Annotated in this window: 17 protein-coding genes, 1 tRNA gene and 1 pseudogene; 15 read left to right on the top strand and 4 right to left on the bottom strand. The window is 74.0% G+C overall.

The window, feature by feature from the left end:
• The first annotated feature begins 51 nt into the window (after positions 1-51).
• The 3 genes from QMQ26_RS21290 (at position 52) to QMQ26_RS21300 (ending at position 4,419) form a co-directional block, all read left to right on the top strand.
• Positions 52-1,401 carry an FtsW/RodA/SpoVE family cell cycle protein gene (locus QMQ26_RS21290; RefSeq protein ID WP_404813928.1) on the top strand — a complete coding sequence of 450 codons (1,350 nt, stop codon included), beginning with the start codon at positions 52-54 and terminating at the stop codon, positions 1,399-1,401.
• Positions 1,402-1,487: 86 nt separating this feature from the next.
• The gene (locus QMQ26_RS21295) at positions 1,488-2,912 is read left to right on the top strand and encodes a penicillin-binding transpeptidase domain-containing protein (protein ID WP_100838521.1); all 1,425 of its coding nucleotides are present in this window, start codon (positions 1,488-1,490) and stop codon (positions 2,910-2,912) included.
• A 103-nt stretch (positions 2,913-3,015) separates the two neighbouring features.
• Positions 3,016-4,419, top strand: coding sequence for an APC family permease (locus QMQ26_RS21300; protein ID WP_282202362.1), 1,404 nt, complete (start codon positions 3,016-3,018; stop codon positions 4,417-4,419).
• A 73-nt stretch (positions 4,420-4,492) separates the two neighbouring features.
• On the opposite strand, the gene QMQ26_RS21305 is transcribed toward QMQ26_RS21300, so the two are convergent.
• Positions 4,493-6,265, bottom strand: a complete 1,773-nt coding sequence (locus QMQ26_RS21305; RefSeq protein ID WP_282202363.1) for a penicillin-binding transpeptidase domain-containing protein — start codon at positions 6,263-6,265, stop codon at positions 4,493-4,495.
• A gap of 148 nt (positions 6,266-6,413) precedes the next feature.
• Positions 6,414-8,201, bottom strand: coding sequence for a dolichyl-phosphate-mannose--protein mannosyltransferase (locus tag QMQ26_RS21310; RefSeq protein WP_282206581.1), 1,788 nt, complete (start codon positions 8,199-8,201; stop codon positions 6,414-6,416).
• A 137-nt stretch (positions 8,202-8,338) separates the two neighbouring features.
• On the opposite strand from QMQ26_RS21310, the gene rsmI reads away from it, so the two are divergent.
• The 7 genes from rsmI (at position 8,339) to QMQ26_RS21345 (ending at position 14,808) form a co-directional block, all read left to right on the top strand.
• A complete protein-coding gene (gene rsmI, locus QMQ26_RS21315) occupies positions 8,339-9,184 on the top strand; it encodes a 16S rRNA (cytidine(1402)-2'-O)-methyltransferase (RefSeq protein ID WP_100836639.1) in 846 nt (281 codons plus the stop codon).
• Between the two features lie 201 nt (positions 9,185-9,385).
• Entirely contained in the window at positions 9,386-9,805 is a 420-nt protein-coding gene (locus QMQ26_RS21320) for a hypothetical protein (RefSeq protein ID WP_100836638.1), read from the top strand.
• Positions 9,806-9,902: 97 nt separating this feature from the next.
• Entirely contained in the window at positions 9,903-11,504 is a 1,602-nt protein-coding gene (metG, locus tag QMQ26_RS21325; RefSeq protein WP_282202364.1) for a methionine--tRNA ligase, read from the top strand.
• A complete protein-coding gene (locus tag QMQ26_RS21330; RefSeq protein WP_100836636.1) occupies positions 11,504-12,382 on the top strand; it encodes a TatD family hydrolase in 879 nt (292 codons plus the stop codon). The genes metG and QMQ26_RS21330 overlap by 1 nt, the downstream gene beginning before the upstream one ends.
• Before the next feature lie 41 nt (positions 12,383-12,423).
• Complete coding sequence (locus QMQ26_RS21335; protein WP_282202365.1) at positions 12,424-12,975, top strand: Uma2 family endonuclease; 552 nt, start codon at positions 12,424-12,426, stop codon at positions 12,973-12,975.
• 16 nt (positions 12,976-12,991) lie between these two features.
• On the top strand, positions 12,992-13,879 hold the full coding sequence (gene rsmA / locus QMQ26_RS21340; protein WP_282202366.1) for a 16S rRNA (adenine(1518)-N(6)/adenine(1519)-N(6))-dimethyltransferase RsmA: 888 nt from the start codon (positions 12,992-12,994) through the stop codon (positions 13,877-13,879).
• Positions 13,879-14,808, top strand: a complete 930-nt coding sequence (locus tag QMQ26_RS21345) for a 4-(cytidine 5'-diphospho)-2-C-methyl-D-erythritol kinase (protein ID WP_282202367.1) — start codon at positions 13,879-13,881, stop codon at positions 14,806-14,808. The genes rsmA and QMQ26_RS21345 overlap by 1 nt, the downstream gene beginning before the upstream one ends.
• Here QMQ26_RS21345 and QMQ26_RS21350 read toward each other — a convergent pair.
• Complete coding sequence (locus QMQ26_RS21350; RefSeq protein ID WP_282202368.1) at positions 14,789-15,367, bottom strand: Uma2 family endonuclease; 579 nt, start codon at positions 15,365-15,367, stop codon at positions 14,789-14,791. The two genes, QMQ26_RS21345 and QMQ26_RS21350, sit on opposite strands and share 20 nt — an antisense overlap.
• Before the next feature lie 195 nt (positions 15,368-15,562).
• Between QMQ26_RS21350 and QMQ26_RS21355 the strand changes: the two genes are divergently transcribed.
• Positions 15,563-16,549, top strand: coding sequence for an aldo/keto reductase (locus QMQ26_RS21355; RefSeq protein ID WP_282202369.1), 987 nt, complete (start codon positions 15,563-15,565; stop codon positions 16,547-16,549).
• Between the two features lie 74 nt (positions 16,550-16,623).
• Positions 16,624-18,434: pseudogene (locus QMQ26_RS21360) on the top strand (ABC-F family ATP-binding cassette domain-containing protein).
• 276 nt (positions 18,435-18,710) lie between these two features.
• On the opposite strand, the gene QMQ26_RS21365 reads toward QMQ26_RS21360, so the two are convergent.
• Positions 18,711-20,624: an FUSC family protein gene (locus tag QMQ26_RS21365; RefSeq protein ID WP_159073082.1), complete on the bottom strand. Its 1,914-nt coding sequence runs from the start codon at positions 20,622-20,624 to the stop codon at positions 18,711-18,713.
• Between the two features lie 178 nt (positions 20,625-20,802).
• Between QMQ26_RS21365 and QMQ26_RS21370 the strand changes: the two genes are divergently transcribed.
• The 3 genes from QMQ26_RS21370 (at position 20,803) to galE (ending at position 22,814) form a co-directional block, all read left to right on the top strand.
• Positions 20,803-20,875, top strand: a tRNA-Thr gene (locus QMQ26_RS21370).
• Positions 20,876-21,062: 187 nt separating this feature from the next.
• Positions 21,063-21,722, top strand: a complete 660-nt coding sequence (locus QMQ26_RS21375; protein ID WP_282202370.1) for a LuxR C-terminal-related transcriptional regulator — start codon at positions 21,063-21,065, stop codon at positions 21,720-21,722.
• A 111-nt stretch (positions 21,723-21,833) separates the two neighbouring features.
• Entirely contained in the window at positions 21,834-22,814 is a 981-nt protein-coding gene (gene galE, locus QMQ26_RS21380; RefSeq protein WP_100836627.1) for a UDP-glucose 4-epimerase GalE, read from the top strand.
• The last annotated feature ends 92 nt before the right edge of the window (positions 22,815-22,906 follow it).

The raw sequence follows: 22,906 nt of genomic DNA on the forward strand, positions 1-22,906 counted from the left end.
GCCCGGTGCCCCGCCGTCCGTGCCCCTACGAGCTGGCGAGGACGGCTGGCGGTGGCGACTGACTCCGCGACCCGGACGGCCCGGGCGCCCCGGGTGCCGCAGGCCGGGTCCGGGCGCTGGACCGAACTGGTGCTGGTGCTGGCCGCGGTGGGACTCGCGGTGTTCGGCTACGTCGAGGTCGGCGCCAACCTCGACGGCCAGGCCCCGCCGGACGCCGCCCAGTACGGCGGCGCGCTCGGCGTGCTGGCCCTGCTCGCGCACGCCGCGGTGCGCTGGCGCGCCCGCTGGGCGGACCCGCTGCTGCTGCCGATCGCGGTGCTGCTGAACGGCCTCGGACTGGTCGTCATCTACCGGCTGGACCGCAACCCCGGCAGCGCCGCCGCCCCCACCCAACTGCTCTGGTCCACCCTCGGGGTGGGCCTGTTCATCGCGGTGCTGCTCCTGCTGCGCGACCACCGCCGGCTCCAGCGCTACGCGTACGTCGGCGCGTTCGTCGCCCTCGTCCTGCTGGTGCTGCCGGTGTTCTTCCCGCCGGTGTACGGCTCGCGGATCTGGATCACGCTGGGCCCGTTCTCCTTCCAGCCCGGCGAGTTCGCCAAGGTGCTGCTGGCGGTCTTCTTCGCCGCCTACCTGGCCGCCCACCGGGACGCGCTGGCGCTGACCGGCCGCAAGGTGCTCTGGTTCCAGCTGCCGCTGGGCCGGGTGCTCGGACCGGTGCTGCTGATCTGGGCCGCGTTCGTCGGCGTGCTGGTCCTGGAGACCGACCTCGGCACCTCGCTGCTGTTCTTCGGCCTGTTCGTGGTGATGCTGTACGTGGCCACCGCCCGCACCGGCTGGATCGTGATCGGCCTGCTGCTGTCCGCGCTGGCCGCGGTCGGCGTCGGCTGGCTCTCCCCGCACGTGCACGGCCGGGTCACCGAGTGGCTGCACCCGCTGGCCTCGATCGCGGCCGGGCGGGGCGCCAACCAGATCGCCCAGTCGCTGTTCGCGTTCGCCTGGGGCGGCCAGCTCGGCACCGGCCTGGGCCTGGGCCACTCCGCGCTGATCGGCTTCGCCACCAAGTCCGACTTCATCCTCGCCACCGTCGGCGAGGAGCTCGGCCTGACCGGCCTGTTCGCGGTGTTCCTGCTGTACGCCCTGCTGGTGGCCCGGGGCTTCCGGACCGGCATCGCGCTGCGCGACCCGTTCGGGCGGCTGCTCGCGATCGGCCTGGCCGCGCTGGTGGCGATCCAGGTGTTCGTGGTGGCCGGCGGCGTCCTCGACCTGATCCCGCTGACCGGCATGACGCTGCCGTTCATCGCCCAGGGCGGCTCGTCCGTGGTCACCAACTGGATCATCGTGGCGCTGCTGGTGCGGATGAGCGACCTCGCCCGGCGGCCCGTCCCCGAGGAGGACGCGTGAGGCCGCCCCGGCCCGCGGGCACCAACGGCGGTCCGCAGGGCCTGCCCGGCATCTCCACCACCGGCCGCCGGGCCGGTACCTTCTGCATGCTGCTGATCGTCGCCCTCGCCGTCCAGGCCACCCGGGTCCAGGTGTTCCAGAAGCAGGGCCTGGACCACAACAGCGCCAACCAGCGCGCCACCATCCAGCGCTACGCCCAGCCCCGCGGCAACCTGCTGGTGGCCGGGCAGCCCGTCACCGGCTCCGCCCCCACCGGCGGCCGCTACGCGTACCAGCGCACCTACTCCGACGGCCCGCTGTACGCCGCCGTCACCGGCTACTCCTCGCAGACCTACGGCAACACCCAACTGGAGGGCGTCTACGACGACCTGCTCTCCGGCACCGACCCCAGGCTGGCCGGCTGGGCGGTCTGGGACGCGATCACCCGGCACCAGCAGCCCGGCGGCGACGTGGTCACCACCATCGACCCGGCCGCCCAGCGCGCCGCGACGCAGGGCCTGGGCAGCCAGAAGGGCGCCGTCGCCGCGATCGAACCCGCCACCGGCCGAATCCTCGCCCTCGCCTCCGCCCCCAGCTACGACCCCGGCAGCTTCGCCGGCACCTCCGCCGCCGACCAGGCCGCCTGGAAGAAGCTCCAGGACGACCCCGACCAGCCGATGCTCAACCGGGCGCTGCGCCAGATCTACCCGCCCGGCTCCACCTTCAAGGTGGTCACCGCCGCCGCCGCGCTGGCCAACGGCACGGTCACCGACATCGACGCGCCCACCGACGCCCCCTACCCGTACGTCCTGCCCGGCACCACCACCCCGCTCACCAACGACACCGGCGCCTGCGACCGGGCCGGGCTCTCCCTGGACGAGGCGGTGACGCTGTCCTGCAACAGCGTCATGGGCTACCTCGGCGTGCGGACCGGCCTGGACCGGATGACCGCCATGGCGAAGAACTTCGGCTTCAACGACGCCCGGCTCGACACCCCCGTGCGCGCCGCCCGCTCCAACTTCGACACCGACATGAACGCCTCCCAGCTGGCGCTCTCCTCGATCGGCCAGTACGACACCGCCGCCACCCCGCTGGTGATGGCGATGGTCGCCGCCGGGGCCGCCAACGACGGCCAGGTGATGTACCCCCAGCTCGTGGACCGGCTGACCAAGGCCGACGGCAGCCAGGTCCAGCTGATGCGCCCCGCCCTCTACCACCAGGCGTTCGGCTCCGCGGTCGCCCAGCAGCTGCGGCAGCTGATGGTCGACGTGGTCGAGAACGGTACCGGCCGCAACGCCCGCATCCCCGGCGCCGAGGTCGGCGGCAAGACCGGCACCGCCCAGCACGGCGTCGACAACTCCGGCACCCCGTACGCCTGGTTCATCGCCTGGGCCCGCCCGGCCGGCTCCACCGCCGCCCCGCCGGTCGCCGTCGCCGTGGTCATCGCCGACAGCCAGGCCGACGACGTCACCGGCGGCGGGCTCGCCGCCCCCATCGCCCGCTCCGTCATGCAGGCCGTGCTGAACCGCTGACCGGGCCCGACCGCCGGCCGGCCTCGACCACTGACCGGCCCAAACATCAGAAAAACCACCATTTGGTACTGTCCCGGTCTGATTCCCCACCAGAAGGACACCGATGAGCACCACCCGCCTGTTGCGGCGCAAGCCCGTGGACACCCTGATCGCCGAAGCCGGCGGCACCGGAACCGGACACCTGCGCCGCTCCATCGGCCTGTGGCAGCTCTCGGCGATCGGCATCGGCGCCACCGTCGGCACCGGCATCTTCTTCGTCCTGACCACCTCGGTGCCCGAGGCCGGCCCCGCCGTCGTCCTCTCCTTCGTGATCGCCGCCGTCACCGCCGGCCTCACCGCGCTCTGCTACGCCGAACTCGCCTCCGCCATCCCGGTCGCCGGCTCCTCCTACTCGTACGCCTACGCCACCATGGGCGAGCTGGTCGCCTTCGGGGTCGGCGTCTGCCTGCTGATGGAGTACGGCGTCTCCGCCTCCGCGATCGCCGTCACCTGGGGCCAGTACCTCAACCAGTTCTCCGACCTCGCCTTCGACCTCCACCTCCCCACCGCGCTCACCGCCCCGCCCGGCGCCGGCGGCGTCTTCAACCTGCCCGCGGTCGTCCTGGTGCTGCTGGTCACCGTCCTGCTGATCCGCGGCGTCGGCGAGTCCGCCAAGGTCAACGCCGTCATGGTGACCGTCAAGCTGGCCATCCTGGTGCTCTTCGTGGCCGTCGCCCTGACCGGCTTCACCGCCGGCAACTTCACCCCGTTCGCCCCCAACGGCTGGGACGGCGTCCAGACCGCCGCCTCCACCATCTTCTTCTCCTTCATCGGCCTCGACGCCGTCTCCACCGCCGGCGAGGAGGTCCGCGACCCGCGGCGCACCCTGCCGCTCGCCATCCTGATCTCGCTGGTCGTCGTCACCACCCTCTACCTCGCCGTCGCCGTCACCGCGATCGGCGCCCAGCCCTGGCAGCTGTTCGACGGCCAGGAGGCCGGCCTGGCCCAGATCCTGCAGGACGTCACCGGCCACACCTGGCCCGCCCTGGTGTTCGCGGCTGGCGCGATCGTCTCGATCTTCTCCATCACCCTGGTGGTGATCTACGGCCAGACCCGCATCCTGTACGCGATGGGCCGCGACGGGCTCCTCCCGCCCCGCTTCACCCGGGTCTCCGCCCGCACCGGCACCCCCGTCTGGAACACCCTGGTGGTCGGCGCCGCGGTCGCGGTCCTCGCCGCGGTCTTCCCGCTCAAGCTGCTGGCCGACATGACCTCGATGGGCACCCTGGTCGCCTTCACCGCGGTCTCGCTCGGCATCATCGTGCTGCGCCGTACCCGCCCCGACCTGCCGCGCGGCTTCAAGGTCCCGCTCTACCCCGTCACCCCGCTGCTCAGCGCCGCGTTCTGCGTCTACCTCATCACCAAACTGCACGCCGACACCTTCCTGGCCTTCGCGGTCGTCCTCGCCCTCGCCGCGGTGCTCTACTTCGGCTACAGCGCCAAGCACTCCCGGCTGGCGCGGGACTGACCTCCGGCGGGACCCGGCCCCGACACGCGAGAAGGGCCCCCGCGGGGGCCCTTCCGCCGTTCGGTCCGACTCGCTACTTGTTGCCGACCCGCAGGACCTTGGAGACCGCCGGACCGGCCGCGGTCGCGCCGTGGCCGCCGCCCTGGACCTCCGCGGCCACCGCCAGGTCGCCCGAGTAGGCGGTGAACCAGGAGTTCGCGTCGGGGCTGTTGTCCACCTCGGCGGTGCCGGTCTTCGCGCCGGAGCCGGCCGGCAGCGCGGGCTTGACCTCGGCGGCGGTGCCGGCGCGGACGGTCTGCACCATCAGCGACCGCAGGCTGTCGAGGACCCCGGGGGCGAGGTTGCGGGCGGCCTTCACCTGGTCCGTGCCGGGGATCAGGATCGGCTGGCGGAACACCCCGGACTGCACGGTCGCGGCCACCGACGCCATGCCGAGCGGGTTGGTGCGCACCCGGCCCTGGCCGATGAACTCGCTCGCCGCACCCGCCATGTTGCCCTCGGTCGGGATGTCGGTGTCGAAGTTCGACAGGCCGGTCTTCCAGACCAGGCCGAGCCCGAAGACGTCCTTGGCGATCGCGGGCAGGCTGCCCGGCTTGAGCGCGTCCTTGCCCTTCTCGATGAAGGAGGTGTTGCAGGAGTGGATGAACGCGTCGGTGAGCGTGTACTCGGGGTGCGCGCCGGGCTCGTCGTTGGTGATGGACTTGCCGGTGACCATGGTGGTCTCCGGGCAGGGCATCGGGGTGGTGGGGGTGACGCCCGCTTCGAGCAGGGCCGCGGAGGTGATCACCTTCATGGTCGAGCCGGGCGCGGTCGCGCCGGAGAAGGCGCGGTTCTGGCCGGTCGAGGGCGAGAAGGCGTAGGCCAGGATGTTGCCGCTGCTGGGCTCGACGGCGACCAGCGAGGAGGGCTTGCCGGTGGCGGCGACCTCCTGCTCGGCGGCGGCCTGGAGGCCGGCGTCGATGGTGAGCTTGAGGTTCGGGACGGGCTTGGGCTCCTTGACGGTGAACAGCTTCTCCGTGCTGCCCGATCCGCTGCCGCCGGCCGCGCCGCCCGGGGTGCCGGTCGCCGCGCCGCTGGGCGCGCCGCTCGCCGTGCCGCCGGGGGCGCTCGGGGAGATGACCACCCCGCTGCCCGCGTCCGCCGGGTCGCCGCCCTGCGGGGCCGCGGCCCGCAACTGGTTGAGCAGGCCGGTGAGCGAGGCGTAGCCGGTGAGCGGCTTGCCCTTGCGGTCGGTGACGGCGGACGGGGCGGCGTAGAGCGGCTTGACGGAGATGGTCTCGCCGGCGTCCAGCTTGGGGTGGATGACGCTGGGCGCCCAGTGCACGGCGGCGGTGCCGTCGCTCATCTTGACCACGCCGAGCACGCCGTCGTAGTTCCAGGGGGTGCCGCTCCCGGCGAACTCCAGCGACGCCTTGAAGCTCTCCAGCACGCCGGTGGGCGCGGGGCTCCCGGTGGCGGCGGCCGGGGCGGACGCCGGGGCGGAGGCGGCGGTGCTCGCGGACTTGGACGCGGCGGGGCTGGGCGCGGTGGTGGGGCCGCCGACGGTGAGGTGGACGGCGCTGGGCTTCACGCCGTCCTGGAAGGACTGCAGCGCGGCCTGCGCCTTGTCCGGGTCGTCGGTGAGCTTGGCTGCGCCGAACAGGTCGCCCTTGGCCCAGGCGTCCAGGAACGCCTTGGCGCCGGACGCGGCGAGCTCCTGGCTGGGGGGCTCGGCGACCACGGTGCGCGGCTTCTTCGCCTCGGCCCCGCCGGAGCCGCCGGAGACCAGGGCGTAGGCCCCGTACCCGCCGCCGACGAGTACCGCCGCGGCGACCACCGAGACGCCGATCTTCGCGCCCTTGTTCACGTCGTGTCCCCCATGGAGTGTCGTGGCCGTCGGAGTTCAGCGGCCACGACACCATAGGCCGACCTGCTCCGTGCACTCACGACACGGCGCTGGTTTGTGACAGTTCCGGTACACGTGTGCAGGTGTCGTGGCCGTTCGGGCGGGTCGGTCAGATCCAGGTGTCGAGCCACATCCGGGCCCGCCAGTCGTCCATCGGGATCGTCTGCCCGGTGTAGATCGGGTAGAAGTACAGGAAGTTCCACAGGACGGCGACGACCAGCAGCCCGGCGCCGGTGGCCCCGGCGAGGCGGCGGTCGGGCGAGGCGTCGGCCCGGCCCAGCATCGCGCCGATCATCATGGTCACCGCGAGCACCAGGAACGGGACGAAGCAGACCGCGTAGAAGAGGAAGATCGTCCGGGCCTGGTAGTTGAACCAGGGCAGGTAGCCGGCGGCCAGCGCGCACAGGATCGCCCCGGCCCGCCAGTCGCGGCGCAGCGCCCAGCGGTACAGGCAGTAGGCCAGCGCGACGATGCCGGCCCACCAGAGCAGCGGGGTGCCGAGGGCGAGCACCTCGCGGGCGCACTCGGTGGTGGTGCAGCCGGACTGGCCGTTCTTCGGGGACTCGTAGAAGAAGGAGACCGGGCGGCCCAGCAGCAGCCAGCTCCACGGGTTGGACTGGTAGGTGTGCGGGCTGGTCAGGTTGACGTTGAAGTGCCAGATCTCGTGGTGGTAGTGCCACAGGCTGCGGGCCCAGTCCGGCATCCAGCTCCAGGAGCCGCCGGGGTGCTGGGCGGCCCAGTCGCGCAGGTAGCCGCCCTTGCCCGGCTCGGCGGAGGAGGCGATCCAGCCGCTCCAGCTGGCCAGGTAGGTGACGGCGGCGGTCAGGCCGAGGCTCAGGCCGGACCAGCAGAAGTCCCACGCCTGGCGGGCCAGGAGCGGCGGTCCGCCGGGGGAGCGGCGCACGTCCGCCAGGCGGCGGGCGGAGGAGTCCCAGAACGCGGCCAGCAGCACCAGGGCGAGGATCGCCGGGGCGCCGCTCCACTTGGTGCCCGTCATCAGGCCCAGGCAGACGCCCGCGGCCAGGCGGTACGGGCGCCAGCCGAGGTGCCACCAGTCGGCGGCCAGGCCCCGGTCGATCCGCTCGGCGATCCGGGCCCGGGTGCGGTCCCGGTCGACCAGCAGCAGGCCGAACGCGGCCAGGAACCAGAACATCACCAGCAGGTCGAGGATGGCGGTGCGGCTGAGCACGAAGTGCAGGCCGTCGACGGCCAGCAGCAGGCCGGCCACGCAGCCCAGCAGGGTGGAGCGGAACATCCGGCGGGCGATCCGGGCCAGCATCAGCACCGACAGGGTGCCGAACACGGCCACCATGAACCGCCAGCCGTACGGGTTCATGTCGAAGAGCTGCTCGCCCAGGCCGATGATCCACTTGCCGACCGGCGGGTGCACCACGAACGCGGCCTGGGCCTGGTCGATCGGCGGGACGGCCGGGTTGGGCGCGGTGATCAGCGCGTTGGCGTCATCGGGCCAGTTGCTCTCGTAGCCGAGGTGCCAGAGCGCGTACGCGTCCTTGGCGTAGTACGTCTCGTCGAAGATCAGCGCGTGCGGGGTGCCGAGGTTCGTGAAGCGCAGCACCCCGGCGAACAGCGCGACGGCCAGCGGCCCGAGCCAGCCGGCCCACCGGCACAGCCAGGACCAGAGCGGGTCGGGCAGCCGGACGCCGAGCCGGACCAGCACCGGGGAGGGCGCGACGAGCGCCGGGGTGACGCCCGGGCCGTCCGGCATCGGCGGCACCAGCTGCTCGGCCGCGCCGGGGCGCCGGGGCGCCCGGTAGCCGACGCCGGACAGCGCGCGGGCCCATCGGGAGGTCGGTTCGGGCTCCGCGCGCGGCGCCGGAACGGCGGCCGGGTCGGCCGGTTCCAGCACGGTCACGCCGCCCCGCTCGGGGTGGTCCATACCACTCTCCATGTCGCCGTTCACGGGCCACATCGTAGGGGCAACGGCTGAGGGCACAAGGGGTCCGCGGCCCGCGCTTCCCGGCGGTCGCGCGCTCACCAGCCACGAGCCGTCCCCCGGTAGGGGAGGATGGTGCCGTGACTGGTGTTCTCGTACTGGCAGGTACCCCCATCGGCGACGTCGAGGACGCGCCGCCCCGACTGCGCGCCGAACTCGCCGAGGCGGACGTCATCGCGGCCGAGGACACCCGGCGGCTGCGCCGGCTGACCCAGGCCCTGGGCGTCGCCCCGGTGGGCCGGGTGCTCTCGTACTTCGAGGGCAACGAGGTGGCCCGCACGCCCGAGCTGGTGGCCGCGCTGCAGGGCGGCGCCCGGGTGCTGCTGGTCACCGACGCGGGCATGCCCTCGGTCTCCGACCCCGGCTACCGGCTGGTGGACGCCGCCGTCGCGGCCGGGATCAAGGTGACCGCGGTGCCCGGCCCGTCCGCGGTGCTGACCGCGCTGGCGCTGTCCGCGCTGCCGGTGGACCGGTTCACCTTCGAGGGCTTCCTGCCGCGCAAGGCGGGCGACCGCGCCCGGCAGCTCGCCCAGGTCGCCGCCGAGCCGCGCACCATGGTCTTCTTCGAGGCCCCGCACCGGATCGCCGAGACGCTGGCCGCGATGGCGCAGGCGTTCGGCGCCGACCGCCCGGCCGCGGTCTGCCGGGAGCTGACCAAGACGTACGAGGAGGTCCGGCGCGGCCCGCTGGCCGAGCTGGCCGCCTGGGCCGCCGACGGCGTCCGGGGCGAGATCACCGTGGTGGTGGCCGGTGCCCCGCCGGCCGCGCCGGAGGAGGTCGGCCCGGCCGAGCTGGCCCGCCGGGTGGCCGCCCGAGAGGAGGCCGGGGAGCGCCGCAAGGAGGCGATCGCGGCGGTCGCGGCCGAGCTGGGACTGCGCAAGTCGGTGGTGTTCGACGCGGTAGTGGCGGCCAAGCACGCGCCGTGACCGCCCGGCACCGGTCATTTTGTATGGCGATGGCCGGAATCGCGCGTACGTTGGAATGAGCACCCCAGCGGAGGGCCAATTCGGGACCAAGACTTGGCAAGCCGGGCATCGGACGGAGCCTCCCGGGCATTCCCTGGGATGGAACACCCCGCACCCGGCGGCAGCGCCGGGCGACGGGCTCCGAGCGAAGCGAGGTGGCGCATGAGCGACACGATCGACAGCCCCCGGAACGGCGGAGCACCCAGCGGCCTCGGCACGACCAGCCGTCCCGCCCCCGTGCAGACGGTCCACGAGGCGTACTCCTTCGCCTGCCTCAACTGCGGCTACGGCTGGGAGCAGGCGTACGACATCGAGCACCACACGGCCCGCGACGGCCACACCGTGGTCGAGTACACGGCGAACGGGGTCCGGGTCCCCTCCCCGCTGCGCGAGCTGGCCTGCCCGGGCTGCGGCGGCGAACGGGTCCGGATCATGCGGGCCGGACGGGTGGCCGGCATGGCCGCCGTCACCAGGCGCGGCCCCGGCTACGCCCCGACCGCCGAACCGGAGGGCCCGCCCGAGCCCGCCCGGCTGCGGGCGCGCCGCCACTGGCTCGCCTGGCTGCGCCGCAGCACCGGCTGACCCCGGCCCCGCCCGGCCGCCCCGCCCGGTCCCCGCCCCGACCGCCCCGCCCGGGGCGGTCCGGCCCGGGACGGCGCGGCCACTAGGATTCCGAGCCATGGCGGCCTTGGCAGAGCACCCCGGTACCGGCGCGTACTACGTCACCACCCCGATCTACTACGTGAACGACCGGCCCCACCTGGGCCACGCGTACACCACCGTCGCGGGCGACGTGCTGACCCGCTGGCACCGCCAGCGCGGCGAGGACGTCTGGTACCTCACCGGCACCGACGAGCACGGCCAGAAGATCCTGCGCACCGCCGAGGCCCACGGCACCACCCCGCAGGAGTGGTGCGACCGGCTGGTCGAGGAGGAGTGGAAGCCGCTCTGGCAGCACCTGCGGATCGCCAACGACGACTTCATCCGCACCACCCAGGCCCGGCACACCGACCGCGTCCAGGAGTTCGTCCAGGACCTCCACGACAAGGGCGAGATCTACCGGGGCAGCTACACCGGCCCCTACTGCGTCGGCTGCGAGGAGTACAAGCTCCCCGGCGAACTGCTGCCCGGCGCCACCGAGGACGAGAAGCTCTGCCCCGTCCACAAGCGCCCGGTCGAGTGGCTGGAGGAGGAGAACTACTTCTTCCGGCTCTCCGCGTACGGCCCGAAGCTGCTGGAGTTCTACGCCGCCCACCCGGACTTCATCCAGCCCGCCGCCGCCCGCAACGAGGTGCTGCGCTTCGTCGAGCAGGACCTCAAGGACCTGTCGATCTCCCGCTCCACCTTCGACTGGGGCGTCCCGCTGCCCTGGGACGACAAGCACGTCCTGTACGTCTGGGTCGACGCCCTGCAGAACTACATCACCGCGGCCGGCTACGGCGCCGACCCCGAGCGCTTCGCCCGGCTCTGGCCCGCCTCCGTGCACCTGGTCGGCAAGGACATCCTGCGCTTCCACGCCGTCATCTGGCCCGCCATGCTGATGGCCGCCGGACTGCCGCTGCCGCGCCGGGTGGTCGCCAACGGCTGGCTGATGGTCGGCGGCGAGAAGATGTCCAAGTCCAACCTGACCGGCATCGCGCCCACCGACCTGACCTCGCACTTCGGCGTCGACGCCTACCGCTACTACTTCCTGCGGGCGATCCCGTTCGGCACCGACGGGTCCTTCTCCTGGGAGGACTTCACCGCCCGCTACACCTCCGAACTCGCCAACGACTTCGGCAACCTGGCCTCCCGGGTCACCGCGATGACCGTCAGGTACTTCGACGGCGCGCTCCCGGCCGCCACCGCGCACGGCCCCGCCGAACAGGCCGTCGCCGACGCGCTGGCGAAGGCCGCCGCCGAGGCCGACCGGAGGATCGGCGAGGAACTCGACTTCGCCGGCGGCATCGCCGCCGTCTTCGAGTTCGTCAAGCTGGTCAACGGCTACCTCACCGAACAGGAACCCTGGAAGGTCGCCAAGTCCCCCGACGGGCGGGACCGGCTCGCCACGATCCTGTACACCGCCGCCGAGGCGCTGCGGGCCACCGCCGTCCTGCTCAACCCGCTGATGCCGGACTCCGCCGCCAAACTCTGGGACTCGCTCGGCGCCGGGGCCGGGCTCGGCGCGCTCGCCGACCAGCCCATCGCCACCGTCGCCGACTGGGGCCGGCTGCCCGCCGGGGCCGCCGTCACCAAGGGCGAGATCCTGTTCCCCCGACTCGAAGAGAAAGCAGTCTCCTGATGGCCGGCAAGAAGGAACAGGACCGCACCCCGCCGCCGCTCCCCGAGCCGCTCGCGGTCCCCGTCGCCGACTCGCACACCCACCTCGACATGCAGTCCGGCACCCCGGCCGAGGGCCTGGCCCGGGCCGCCTCCGTCGGCGTCACCACCGTCGTCCAGGTCGGCTGCGACGTGCCCGGCTCGCGCTGGGCCGCCGACCTGGCCGCCGAGTACGAGCAGGTGCACGCCGCCGTCGCGCTGCACCCCAACGAGGCCCCGCGGATCTTCCTCGGCGACCCCGACGGCTGGTCCGGGCAGCGTCGCACGCCCGGCGGCCACAAGGCCCTGGAGGAGGCCCTCGCCGAGATCGACCGCCTCGCCGCCCTCCCGCAGGTCCTCGCCGTCGGCGAGACCGGACTCGACTACTTCCGCACCGGCCCCGAGGGCGTCGACCTGCAGAAGGAGTCCTTCCGCCGCCACATCGAGATCGCCAAGCGCCACGGCAAGGCGCTCGTCATCCACGACCGCGACGCCCACGAGGACGTCATCGCCCTCCTCCTCGAAGAGGGCGCCCCCGAACGCACCGTCTTCCACTGCTACTCCGGCGACGCCGCGATGGCCCGCACCTGCGCCGAGCACGGCTGGTACCTCTCCTTCGCCGGCCCCGTCACCTACAAGGCCAACCACCCCCTGCGCGAAGCCCTCGCCGCCACCCCCCTCGACCGCGTCCTGATCGAGACCGACGCCCCCTTCCTCACCCCCCACCCCTACCGCGGCCGCCCCAACGCCCCCTACCTCATCCCGGTCACCCTGCGCGCGATGGCGGCCCACCTGGCGCTGGCGGAGGACGTGTTGGCGACGGCGATCGCCGCCAACACGGCGCGGGCCTTCGGCTACTGAGAGTGCCTGCGGGCTACCCTGGCGGCGTGTGGAGCACATGGATGAACGCGCCCGCGCGCGGGTGGACCGGCGAAGAGATCGGTGACACCGAGTTCCCGTTCAACTGGGAGCTGGTGGACGGGGTGATCACCCCGGTGCCGCTGAACGACTGGTGGCACGACCGGGTGCGGGACTCCCTGGCCACGGCCGTTCGCCCCCGCGCGGTGCGGCCGCTGTCGGTGATCGGCCCCGTCACGCTGGCGCTCGACCCGGGCAACTGGGTCCGGCCCGACATGACGGTGTACGACGCGTCCGGCCTCGATGTCCGCACCGCGGACACCCTGCCGCTGCGGTCGGTGCTGCTCGCCGTCGAGGTGGTGGTTCCGGCCACCCGCTCCACCGACCGCTTCCGCAAACCGGCGCAGTACGCCGGGTCCGGCGTCCCGTCCTACTGGCGCGTCGAGCGCGGTGAGGACGACGTCCCCGTCGTGCACGAGTTCCGGCTCGACCGGGAGCAGGGGGTCTACCTCCCGGTCGCCGTGCACGAAGGGTCGCTCCGCACCGAGCTGCCGTTCCCCGTCGAGATCGATCTCAAGCAGTTGGTCGAGCTCTGACCCGTATCCTTGGCGGGTGAGCACCACCGAACCCACCTCCGACGGCCACCTGCTGGGCGCCGCCGACATCCGTGCGCTGGCCGAGGCGTTCGGCGTGAAGCCGACCAAGCAGCGCGGGCAGAACTTCGTCATCGACGGGAACACCGTGCGGCGGATCGTCCGGGCGGCGGGGGTGACGGACGAGGACGCGGTGGTCGAGGTCGGGCCGGGGCTCGGGTCGCTGACGCTGGCGCTGCTGGAGGTGGCGCGGCACGTCACGGCGGTGGAGATCGACCCGCTGCTGGCGCGGCACCTGCCGGACACCGTGCGGGGCCGGATGCCCGCGAAGGCGGACGCCTTCGACCTGGTGCTCAGCGACGCGATGGAGGTCACCGAGCTGCCCGGCCCGGCACCGACCGCGCTGGTGGCGAACCTGCCGTACAACGTCGCCGTGCCGGTGCTGCTGCACATGCTGGAGACCTTCCCCAGCATCGAGCGCACCCTGGTGATGGTGCAGAGCGAGGTCGCCGACCGGCTCGCCGCCAAGCCCGGCAACAAGGTCTACGGCGTGCCCTCGGTGAAGGCCAACTGGTACGCGGACGTCAAGCGCGCCGGGGCGATCGGCCGGAACGTGTTCTGGCCCGCGCCCAACGTCGACTCCGGCCTGGTCTCGCTGGTCCGGCGCGACCCGCCGGTCACCACCGCCACCCGCCGCGAGGTGTTCGCCGTGGTCGACGCCGCCTTCGCCCAGCGCCGCAAGACCCTGCGGGCCGCGCTCGCGGGCTGGGCGGGCTCGCCTGCCGCCGCCGAGGAGGCGCTGCGCGGCGCCGGGATCGACCACACGCTGCGCGGCGAGATGCTCACGGTGGAGCAGTTCGCCGCGATCGCCGAGCACAAGCCGAAGACCCAGCCCCAGGAGCAGTGATGGTCACGGTCCGCGTCCCCGCGAAGGTCAACGTCCAGCTCGGCGTCGGCGGGGTCCGCCCCGACGGCTACCACGACCTGGCGAACGTCTTCTTCGCCGTCGCCCTCGGCGACCAGGTCACCGCCACCCCCGGCGCGGGCGTCACGCTCAGCTGCGACGGCCCCGACGCGGACGCCGTCCCGCTCGACGAGGGCAACCTGGCCGCCCGCGCCGCCCGGCTGCTCGCCGCCCACCACGGCCTCGCCGACCCCGGCGTCCACCTGCACATCGACAAGGCCATCCCGGTCGCCGGCGGCATGGCCGGCGGCAGCGCGGACGGTGCCGCCGCGCTGCTCGCCTGCGACGCCCTGTGGGGCCTGGACACCCCGTTCGACACCCTGCTGGAGCTGGCCGCCGAACTCGGCTCCGACGTCCCGTTCGCGCTGCTCGGCGGCGTCGCCCTGGGCCGCGGCCGGGGCGAACTGCTGGAGCCGCTGCCGGTCTCCGGCACCTTCCACTGGGTGTTCGCGGTCGCCGACGGCGGCCTGTCCACCCCGGCCGTCTTCCGCGAGTGCGACCGCCTGCGCGAGGAGTCCGGCCGCGGCTCCTCGCTCGCCGACGTCCCCACCCCCGACGCCGACCCCACCCTGCTCGCCGCCCTCGCCGAGGGCGACCCCGTCGCGCTGGCCGCCGCCCTCGGCAACGACCTCCAGGCCGCCGCCGTCTCGCTGCGCCCCGCCCTCGCCGACACCCTGCACGCGGGCACCGAGGCCGGCGCCCTGGCCGCCCTGGTCTCCGGCTCCGGCCCGACCTGCGCCTTCCTCGCCAAGGACGCCGACTCCGCCGCCCACCTCGCCGCCGCCCTCCGCACCTCCGGCACCTGCCGCACCGCCCACGCCACCCACGGCCCGGTGCCGGGCGCGCAGGTGGTCAGCGCACCCAGGCCTTGAACGCCTCGGTGTCCAGGGTGATCCCGACCGGATCGGGCAGGATCGCGGGCTTGCCGAAGGGCCGCCGCACCAGGCTCACGTACCGGCCGTCCTCGGGCTCGCTGTGGACCAGCACCTCGCAGCTGTCCCGGTCGACCAGCAGGTAGACCGGGATGCCGGTCTCGGCATAGGCCCGGGGCTTCTCGTTCCGGTCGCGGCGGTCGGTGTCGCGGTCGTACGAGGTCACCTCGACCACCATGAGGACCAGGCCGGCGTCGGCCCACTCGCCCTGGCCGGCGAAGCTGCCCTTCGGGGCGAGTGCCCCGTCGGGCTTGGCGTTGCCCCTGCGGTAGGTCTCCACCCGCAGTCCGCGTTCGAGGTAGAGCCACAGGTCGGGCCGCTGCTGCATGCACTGTTCCATCACCCAGCGGATGATCTCGTCGTGGTCGCCGTCGGGCACCGCCTTGACTCCGATCCGTCCGTGGATGAACTCCATCCGGACCCCCTCGCGCTCGGCCGCCAGGGCGATGCGCTCGAACTCCTCGGCCAGCATCTGCGGCCGGTCCTCCACTGCCGTCATGACAACCTCCGGCTCACCGTCGTGGTCCTCGCACGGTACCGCGCCGCGGCGACGGCCCGGGAGACGACGGGCGCACGCCGTCCGCCGTGCGCGGGTGGTGGTCCACACCTCTGCTTGACCTGGAGCGCGCTCCGGGTTCCAGACTCTCTCCCGTGGCCCGCACCGGGCGGGCCACGGACAACGAGGGGAACCCGGATGCGCAAGCGCACCATCGGAACCGACCCGCGCACCCGCCGCGAGGTCAGCGTGCTCAGCCTCGGGGCGATGCTGTTCGGCACGCTCACCGACGAGGCCACCTCCTTCGCCGTGCTGGACCGGTACGTCGAGGCGGGCGGCACCTTCATCGACACCTCCAACAACTACGCGTACTGGCAGGACGGCAGCCAGGGCGGCGCCAGCGAGGAGCTGCTCGGCCGCTGGCGGGCCAGCCGCGGCATCACCGACGAGGTGGTCATCGCCACCAAGCTCGGCGCCCGCCCCAAGGCCCCCGGCACCGGGTTCGTCGAGAACGCGGAGGGGCTGTCCGCCGAGGTGGTCCGGGCCTCCGCCGAGGCCAGCCGCAAGCGCCTCGGCGTCGACCGGCTCGACCTGCTGTACGCGCACATCGAGGACACCGAGGTGCCGCTCGCCGAGACCGTGCAGGCGTTCGGCGAGCTGGTGGACGAGGGGACGGTCGGCCTGCTCGGCGTCTCCAACCACTGGTCGTGGCGGGTCGAGCGGGCCCGCAACCTCGCCGAGCGGGCCGGGCTCCCCGGCTACGAGGTGCTCCAGTACGGCCACAGCTACCTGCGCCGCCGCGCCGACGTGCCCGGCTTCCTCTCCGCCGACGGCGACCAGGCCGCCGTGCACGGCGACCTGATCTCCTACCTCAAGGAGAACCCGGAGCTGACCCTGGTCGCCTACTCCCCGCTGCTCGGCGGCGGCTACGTCCGCGCCGACAAGCCGCTCGGTCCGTCCTTCGACCACGCCGGCACCGCGCCCCGCCTGGCCGCGCTCGACGCCGTCGCCCGGGAGACCGGCGCCACCCGCAACCAGGTGGTGCTGGCCTGGCTGCTCGGCGGCGCGCTCCCGGTGATCCCGCTGGTCGGCGCCTCCTCGGTGGCCCAGCTGGACGAGAGCCTGGCGGCGCTCGACCTGGAGCTGACGGACGAGCAGCGCGCCCGGCTGGACTCCGCCCGCTGACGCCACCGGGACCACGTCCGGCGTCCCACTAGGCTGGGGAACGTTCCACCCCCCTTCCTCAGGAGTGCAGCTTCGTGGCCGTCAACCTCGCCACCATCGAGTCCGTCACCAAGGTGTACGGCACCAGGGCCCTGCTGGACGGGGTCAGCCTCGGCGTCAGCGAGGGCGACCGGATCGGTGTGGTGGGCCGCAACGGTGACGGCAAGACGACGCTGGTCCGGATGCTGGCGGGCCTGGAGGAGCCGGACGGCGGGCGGGTGACCTGGTCCGGCGGGCTGCAGATGGCGGTGCTGACGCAGCACGACTCGCTGGACCCGGCGGCCACCATCCGGCAGGAGGTGATCGCCGGCCGGGCCGACCACGAGTGGCTCGGCGACGCCCGCATCCGCGACATCGTCCAGGGCCTGTTCGGCGGCCTGGACCTGCCCGGCTTCGCCGACGGCCTGGACACCGTGATCGGCCCGCTCTCCGGCGGCGAGCGCCGCCGCATCGCGCTCGCCAAGCTGCTGCTCGGCGAACCCGACCTGGTCGTGCTGGACGAGCCCACCAACCACCTCGACGTGGAGGGCATCGCCTGGCTCGCCAAGCACCTCCAGAACCGCCGCTCGGCGCTGGTCTGCGTCACCCACGACCGGTGGTTCCTGGACCAGGTCTGCACCCGGATGTGGGACGTCCAGCGCGGTGAGGTCCGCGAGTACGAGGGCGGCTACTCGGACTACGTGTTCGCCCGCGCCGAGCGCTCCCGGATCGAGGCCACCGAGGAGCAGAAGCGGCAGAACCTGGCCCGCAAGGAGCTGGCCTGGCTGCGCCGCGGCGCCCCGCCCGCACCTCCAAGCCGCGCTACCGGATCGAGGCCGCGAACGCGCTGATCGCGGACGTGCCGGAGCCGCGCGACAAGTCCGAGCTGATGAAGTTCGCCAACGCCCGCCTCGGCCGCACCGTCTTCGAGCTGGAGGACGTCACCGTCAAGGCCGGTGAGAAGCTGCTGCTGGAGCACCTCACCTGGCAGCTCGGCCCCGGTGACCGGATCGGCCTGCTCGGCGTCAACGGCGCGGGCAAGACCTCGCTGCTGCGGGCCATGCAGGCCGCGTACGCCACCCAGGGCGACGTGCAGCCGGCCGGCGGCGTGGTCAAGGTCGGCAAGACCGTCCGGCTGGCGTACCTCTCCCAGGAGGTCGCCGAGCTGGACCCGGCCACCCGCGTCCTGCAGGCCGTCGAGCAGGTCCGCGGCCGGGTCGACCTCGGCAAGGGCCGGGAGATGAGCGCCGGGCAGCTGTGCGAGCAGTTCGGCTTCGGCAAGGACAAGCAGTGGACGCCGGTCGGCGACCTGTCCGGCGGCGAGCGCCGCCGCCTCCAGCTGCTGCGGCTGCTGATGGACGAGCCGAACGTGCTCTTCCTCGACGAGCCCACCAACGACCTCGACATCGAGACGCTCAACCAGCTGGAGGACGTGCTCGACGGCTGGCCCGGCTCGATGGTCGTCATCAGCCACGACCGGTTCTTCATCGAGCGCACCACCGACACCGCGTACGCCCTGCTCGGCGACCGCCGGATGCGGATGCTGCCCGGCGGCGTCGACGAGTACCTGGAGCGCCGCACCGCGATGGCGGAGGCCGCCGCCCAGGCCGCCGCCGCCCGGGTGCCGGCCGCCGCGGAGACCACCGGGCTGTCGGCAGGCGACCTGCGGGCCGCCAAGAAGGAGATGCAGAAGCTGGAGCGGCAGATCGCCAAGCTGGACCAGCAGGAGTCCAAGCTGCACACCCAACTGGCCGAGCACGCCGCCGACTTCTCCAAGGTCGCCGAGCTGGACGCGCAGCTGCGCAAGGTCCGCGAGGAGAAGGAGGAGCTGGAGATGTCCTGGCTGGAACTGGCCGACCAGGTCTGACCCGCCCGGGCCGGGGCCGCGGACGCCCGGGCCGGGGCCGCTGCCGCCCGGCGGGGGCTCGGACGCCTGACGAGGCCGTGGCCGCCCGGCGGGGGCTTCGGCTCGGCCGCTCGGTCGGGCCACGGCTGCCCGGCTCGGCTCGGCCGCTCGGCCTGGCCTCAGTCGCTCGGGCCCCGGCCGCCCGGCTCGGCTCTGGTGGCCCAGCTCGGGCCCTGGCCGGGCGACCAGGGCCCGGACCTCGGCTGTCCGGCGGACCGCAGCCGCTCCGCCCGGGCCTCAGCCGTCCAGCAGCTGGTCGAGTTCGTCGGCGGCCCGGGCCAGTGCGCTGCGGGACGGGTCGTGCGGGCCGGTCGGGCCGGCGATCCGGCCGGTCGGGGGGCGGTGGGTGCGGGCGGCGGCGGTGATCCGGTCCAGCGAGGCCAGCACCCGTTCGATCACCTCCGGCTCCGGCTGCCGGCCGCCGTAGCGCAGCTGGGCGGCGTACGCGGCCACCGCGCCGGACATCCGCTCCAGCGCGGCGGTGGTGGGCAGCCAGCGTTCGGCGAGCCGGCCGGCGGGCGGGGGTTCGGCCAGGCCGAGGTCCACCTGTCGGCGGGCGTCGGCCAGTGATCGGTACGCGGTGCGGCGCAGCCACACCTCGGCGACCGGCTGGGTGCGGCCGGCGACCACCGCGGCCAGGTAGCGGCGCAGGGTGGCGGCGGCGGTGACGACGCTGGGCTCGATCCGGTGCGGCGGCCGGTCGGGCCACAGCAGGTAGCCGAAGACCAGCACGATGCCGCTGGCCAGCGCGGTGTCCAGGACCCGCGGCCAGAACTCGGCGGCTCCGCTCTCGCCGCCGAGCTGCACCAGCAGCAGCGCGACCGGCGTCATCACGATGGTGTTCAGCCCGTAGTGCGCGGCCGTCGAGTACGGCAGCAGCGCCACGCAGAGCGAGATGGCCAGGCTCAGCGCCCAGGGGTCGGTGGTCAGCGCCAGCAGCACCGCGGTGACCGCGATGCCCAGCACGGTGCCCAGCGCCCGGCTCACCGCCCGCTGGAACACCGAGCCCAGGTCCGGCTTGAGGACGAACGCCACCGTCATCGGCACCCAGTAGCTGCGGCTCAGCGCCACCCCGTTGACCAGCGTCTCGGCGACCGCCACGCACAGCGCCACCCGCAGCCCGTAGCGCACCGAGCCCCGGGACAGCAGCCGGGCGCGCAGCCGCCACGGGTCGGGCGGCGGCGGGGCGGCGGTGTCCAGCGGCGCCCAGCGGCCCGCGACGGTGTCGGCGGCGGCCCGCAGCGCGGTGTCGAACGCCGTCCGGGACGGGGTGTCCGGCCGCCACTCGGGGTAGTCGGGCTCGGGGCCGCCGGTGATCCGCCCGGCCAGCCGGGCGGGCAGCTCCGCCACCTCCGGCGGCACCGGGCGCCAGGCCCACAGCAGCCCGGCCGCCGCCTCGGTGGCGCCCAGTGCCGCCTCGTACGAGCGGCGCAGCCAGTGCAGCCGCTCCGACTCGCGCCGGCCCGGGCGGGGCGGCGGCAGCAGGTCCTGCATCTGGTTGAGCCGGCCGGTGAGCAGGCGGCGGGCCGCCGCGCCGTCCGGGGTGCCGAGGGCGGCGAGCAGGCCGCCGAGCGCCAGGTAGACCTCGGCGAGCGCCCGGGTGCGCGGATCGGAGCGGACGTCGGTGCGGTAGCGCACCCCCATCAGCAGCACCAGCGCGGCCCCGCACGGCATCATCGCGGGCGCCGCCCACCACGGGTGCGGCAGCGCCATCCCGCCGCCCAGCGAGGCCGACACCAGCAGCAGCATCCCGGCCGCCGACCCGCGCGGCCCGGTCGCGGACAGCGCCCCGCCCGCGAAGCCCACCGCGGTCAGCGCCGCCCCGATCTCCAGCCCGCCCGCGCCCCGGTACTGCAACTCGGCGCCGATCAGCATCCCGGCCGTCGACGCCGTCAGCGCCAGTGCGATCCGCGGCGCCCGCAGCCGCAGCGGCTCCACCCGGTCGTTCATCGTCGCGTGCATCGCCCCCAGCGCGGCGAACACCCCCAGCGCCATCCGGTCGCACAGCAGCCCGGCCAGCAGCGGCACCGCCATCCCCACCGCGGCCCGCACCACCAGCGCCCGCGCCACCACCGGGCGGCTCGGCCGCAGGGCCAGCGCCCACCACGCGGAGGGGTCGCCGGAAGCACGGCTGCGGCCGGGGGCTGACACAGGATCACGCCTTCGCTGCACGGGAGTTCGCGGCTGCTGGGCGACATTGCACGGCAGATCGGGTCTTCTCGGGCAGTTTAGCCCTCCGACCTGGCCGAAGCGGATTTCCCAACCCGTCCGCGGAGCATGTAGTGTTTTCCTCGTCGCAAGGGGAACCGCGAGGGACCCGGAGCAACAAGCCCCTATAGCTCAGTCGGTAGAGCGTCTCCATGGTAAGGAGAAGGTCTGCGGTTCGATTCCGCATGGGGGCTCAGGACAGCGAGGCCCCGCCGTGAGGCGGGGCCTTTCGCGTTGTCCCGTTCGCGTTGTCCCGTTCCTGCCCCCCGCGCGGGTCGCCCCCGCCGCGTTGCCCGGGGCCGGTTCCGGAGGTGCTCTGGCGGGGCGGGCGATTGTGCGCTGTGATGGTGCGTCTGTCGGGCCCGGAGGGGGAGGCGCGGGATGAGCGCACGGCTCGTGGTGGCGGACGACCACCGGCTGATGGCCGAGGCGCTGGGGGCGGCCCTGCAGCAGCGCGGGCACCGGGTGCTGGGGATCGGGGCGCCGTGCGGGGCGGTGCTGGAACTGGTGGCGGGGCGGCGGCCGGAGGTGTGCCTGCTGGGAACGGCGGGCGGGCCGGACGACCCGTTCGGGCCGCTGCGGCGGCTGCGCCGGGAGCGGCCGGAGATCGCGGTGGTGGTGCTCGGCCCGCTCGGCGCGCCGGGGCGGGTCGCGGCGGCGTTCGCGGCGGGGGCGGCCGGGTACGTCCGCAGCGACGAGCGGATCGAGGTGGTGGACCGGGCGATCCTCCGGGTGCGGTCGGGGGAGGCGGCGGTCGGGGTCGACGTGCTGCGGGCGGCGTTCGAGCACCTGCTGTGGCCGGCGGCCGAGCCGGACGACGAGGCGCTGCGGCTGCTGCGGCTGCTGACCCGGCGGGAGGTGCAGGTGCTGGCCCGGATCGCGGACGGCGAGGACACGGCGGCGATCGCCGCGGCGATGCGGATCGCCCCGTCCACCGCCCGCACGCACGTCCAGCGGGTGCTGACCAAACTGGGTGCGCGGTCCCGGCTGGAGGCGGCCGCGCTGGCGGCCCGGACCGGACTGCTGGACCAACTGGCTTGACCTGCGAGTGAGTTCACCGCCCGGTCCGGCGCGGGGGCGGGGCGCCCGCCCGGCCGGCCCGGACGGGCGGTTCAGGCGGGTGCCCTATGCTCCGGTCGAGGAACACCCGAAATGTCGCGGAGGTCGGAGAACATGGGCAAGTACCTGGTCACGGGCGGAGCCGGTTACGTGGGGAGCGTGGTGGCGGCGCACCTGCTGGAGGCGGGCCACCGGGTGACGGTGCTGGACGACCTGTCGACCGGGTTCGCGGAAGGGGTGCCGGACGGGGCGGAGTTCGTGCGGGGCCGCATCCAGGAGGCGGCCGGGGTGCTGGACTCCTCCTTCGACGGCGTGCTGCACTTCGCGGCCTCCTCCCAGGTCGGCGAGTCGGTGGCGGACCCGGAGAAGTACTGGCGCAACAACGTGGCCGGTTCGCTGGAGCTGGTGGCGGCGATGCGCAAGGCCGGGGTGGGCACGCTGGTGTTCTCCTCCACCGCGGCGGTGTACGGGGAGCCCGAGGAGGTGCCGATCAAGGAGAGCGCGCGGACGGCGCCGACCAACACCTACGGGGCCACCAAGCTGGCGGTGGACCACCTGATCACCTCCGAGGCCACCGCGCACGGCCTGGCCGCGGTGAGCCTGCGCTACTTCAACGTGGCCGGGGCGTACGGGCGTTACGGGGAGCGGCACGAGCCGGAGTCGCACCTGATCCCGCTGGTGTTCCAGGCGGCGCTCGGGCAGCGCCCGGACATCGCGGTGTTCGGCGAGGACTACCCGACCCCGGACGGCACCTGCATCCGGGACTACATCCACATCGCCGACCTGGCCGAGGCGCACCTGCTGGCGCTGGACGCCGCCAAGCCCGGCGAGCACCTGGTGTGCAACCTGGGCAACGGCACCGGCTTCTCGGTGCGCGAGGTGATCGAGTCCGTCCGGCGCGTCACCGGCCGGGAGATCCCGGTCCGGATCGCCGACCGCCGCCCGGGCGACCCGGCCGTCCTGGTCGCCGCCGCCGACCGCGCCCGCGAGGCGCTCGGCTGGACCCCGAAGCGCCCCGACCTCGACCGGATCGTCGCCGACGCCTGGGAGTTCACCCTCGCCCACCGCGCCTGACCAGCCCGCTCCCCGGCCCGGCTCCCGCCCCCGGAGACCCTGTGTACAGGAACTTCACCAAACCCCCACGCCGCGGCGGCGCACGCCCGTAG

This window comes from Kitasatospora fiedleri (assembly GCF_948472415.1).
Taxonomy (GTDB): domain Bacteria; phylum Actinomycetota; class Actinomycetes; order Streptomycetales; family Streptomycetaceae; genus Kitasatospora; species Kitasatospora fiedleri.

Bases quoted from the DNA above. Each gene is read 5' to 3' on its own strand.
- QMQ26_RS21295 (WP_100838521.1), top strand. From the start codon at position 1,488: ATGCTGCTGATCGTCGCCCTCGCCGTCCAGGCCACCCGGGTCCAGGTG.
- QMQ26_RS21375 (WP_282202370.1), top strand. From the start codon at position 21,063: ATGAGCGCACGGCTCGTGGTGGCGGACGACCACCGGCTGATGGCCGAG.
- QMQ26_RS21350 (WP_282202368.1), bottom strand. From the start codon at position 15,367: ATGACGGCAGTGGAGGACCGGCCGCAGATGCTGGCCGAGGAGTTCGAG.
- metG (WP_282202364.1), top strand. From the start codon at position 9,903: ATGGCGGCCTTGGCAGAGCACCCCGGTACCGGCGCGTACTACGTCACC.
- QMQ26_RS21355 (WP_282202369.1), top strand. From the start codon at position 15,563: ATGCGCAAGCGCACCATCGGAACCGACCCGCGCACCCGCCGCGAGGTC.
- QMQ26_RS21345 (WP_282202367.1), top strand. From the start codon at position 13,879: ATGGTCACGGTCCGCGTCCCCGCGAAGGTCAACGTCCAGCTCGGCGTC.
- QMQ26_RS21300 (WP_282202362.1), top strand. From the start codon at position 3,016: ATGAGCACCACCCGCCTGTTGCGGCGCAAGCCCGTGGACACCCTGATC.
- QMQ26_RS21335 (WP_282202365.1), top strand. From the start codon at position 12,424: ATGAACGCGCCCGCGCGCGGGTGGACCGGCGAAGAGATCGGTGACACC.
- QMQ26_RS21310 (WP_282206581.1), bottom strand. From the start codon at position 8,201: ATGGACCACCCCGAGCGGGGCGGCGTGACCGTGCTGGAACCGGCCGAC.
- galE (WP_100836627.1), top strand. From the start codon at position 21,834: ATGTCGCGGAGGTCGGAGAACATGGGCAAGTACCTGGTCACGGGCGGA.
- QMQ26_RS21320 (WP_100836638.1), top strand. From the start codon at position 9,386: ATGAGCGACACGATCGACAGCCCCCGGAACGGCGGAGCACCCAGCGGC.
- QMQ26_RS21330 (WP_100836636.1), top strand. From the start codon at position 11,504: ATGGCCGGCAAGAAGGAACAGGACCGCACCCCGCCGCCGCTCCCCGAG.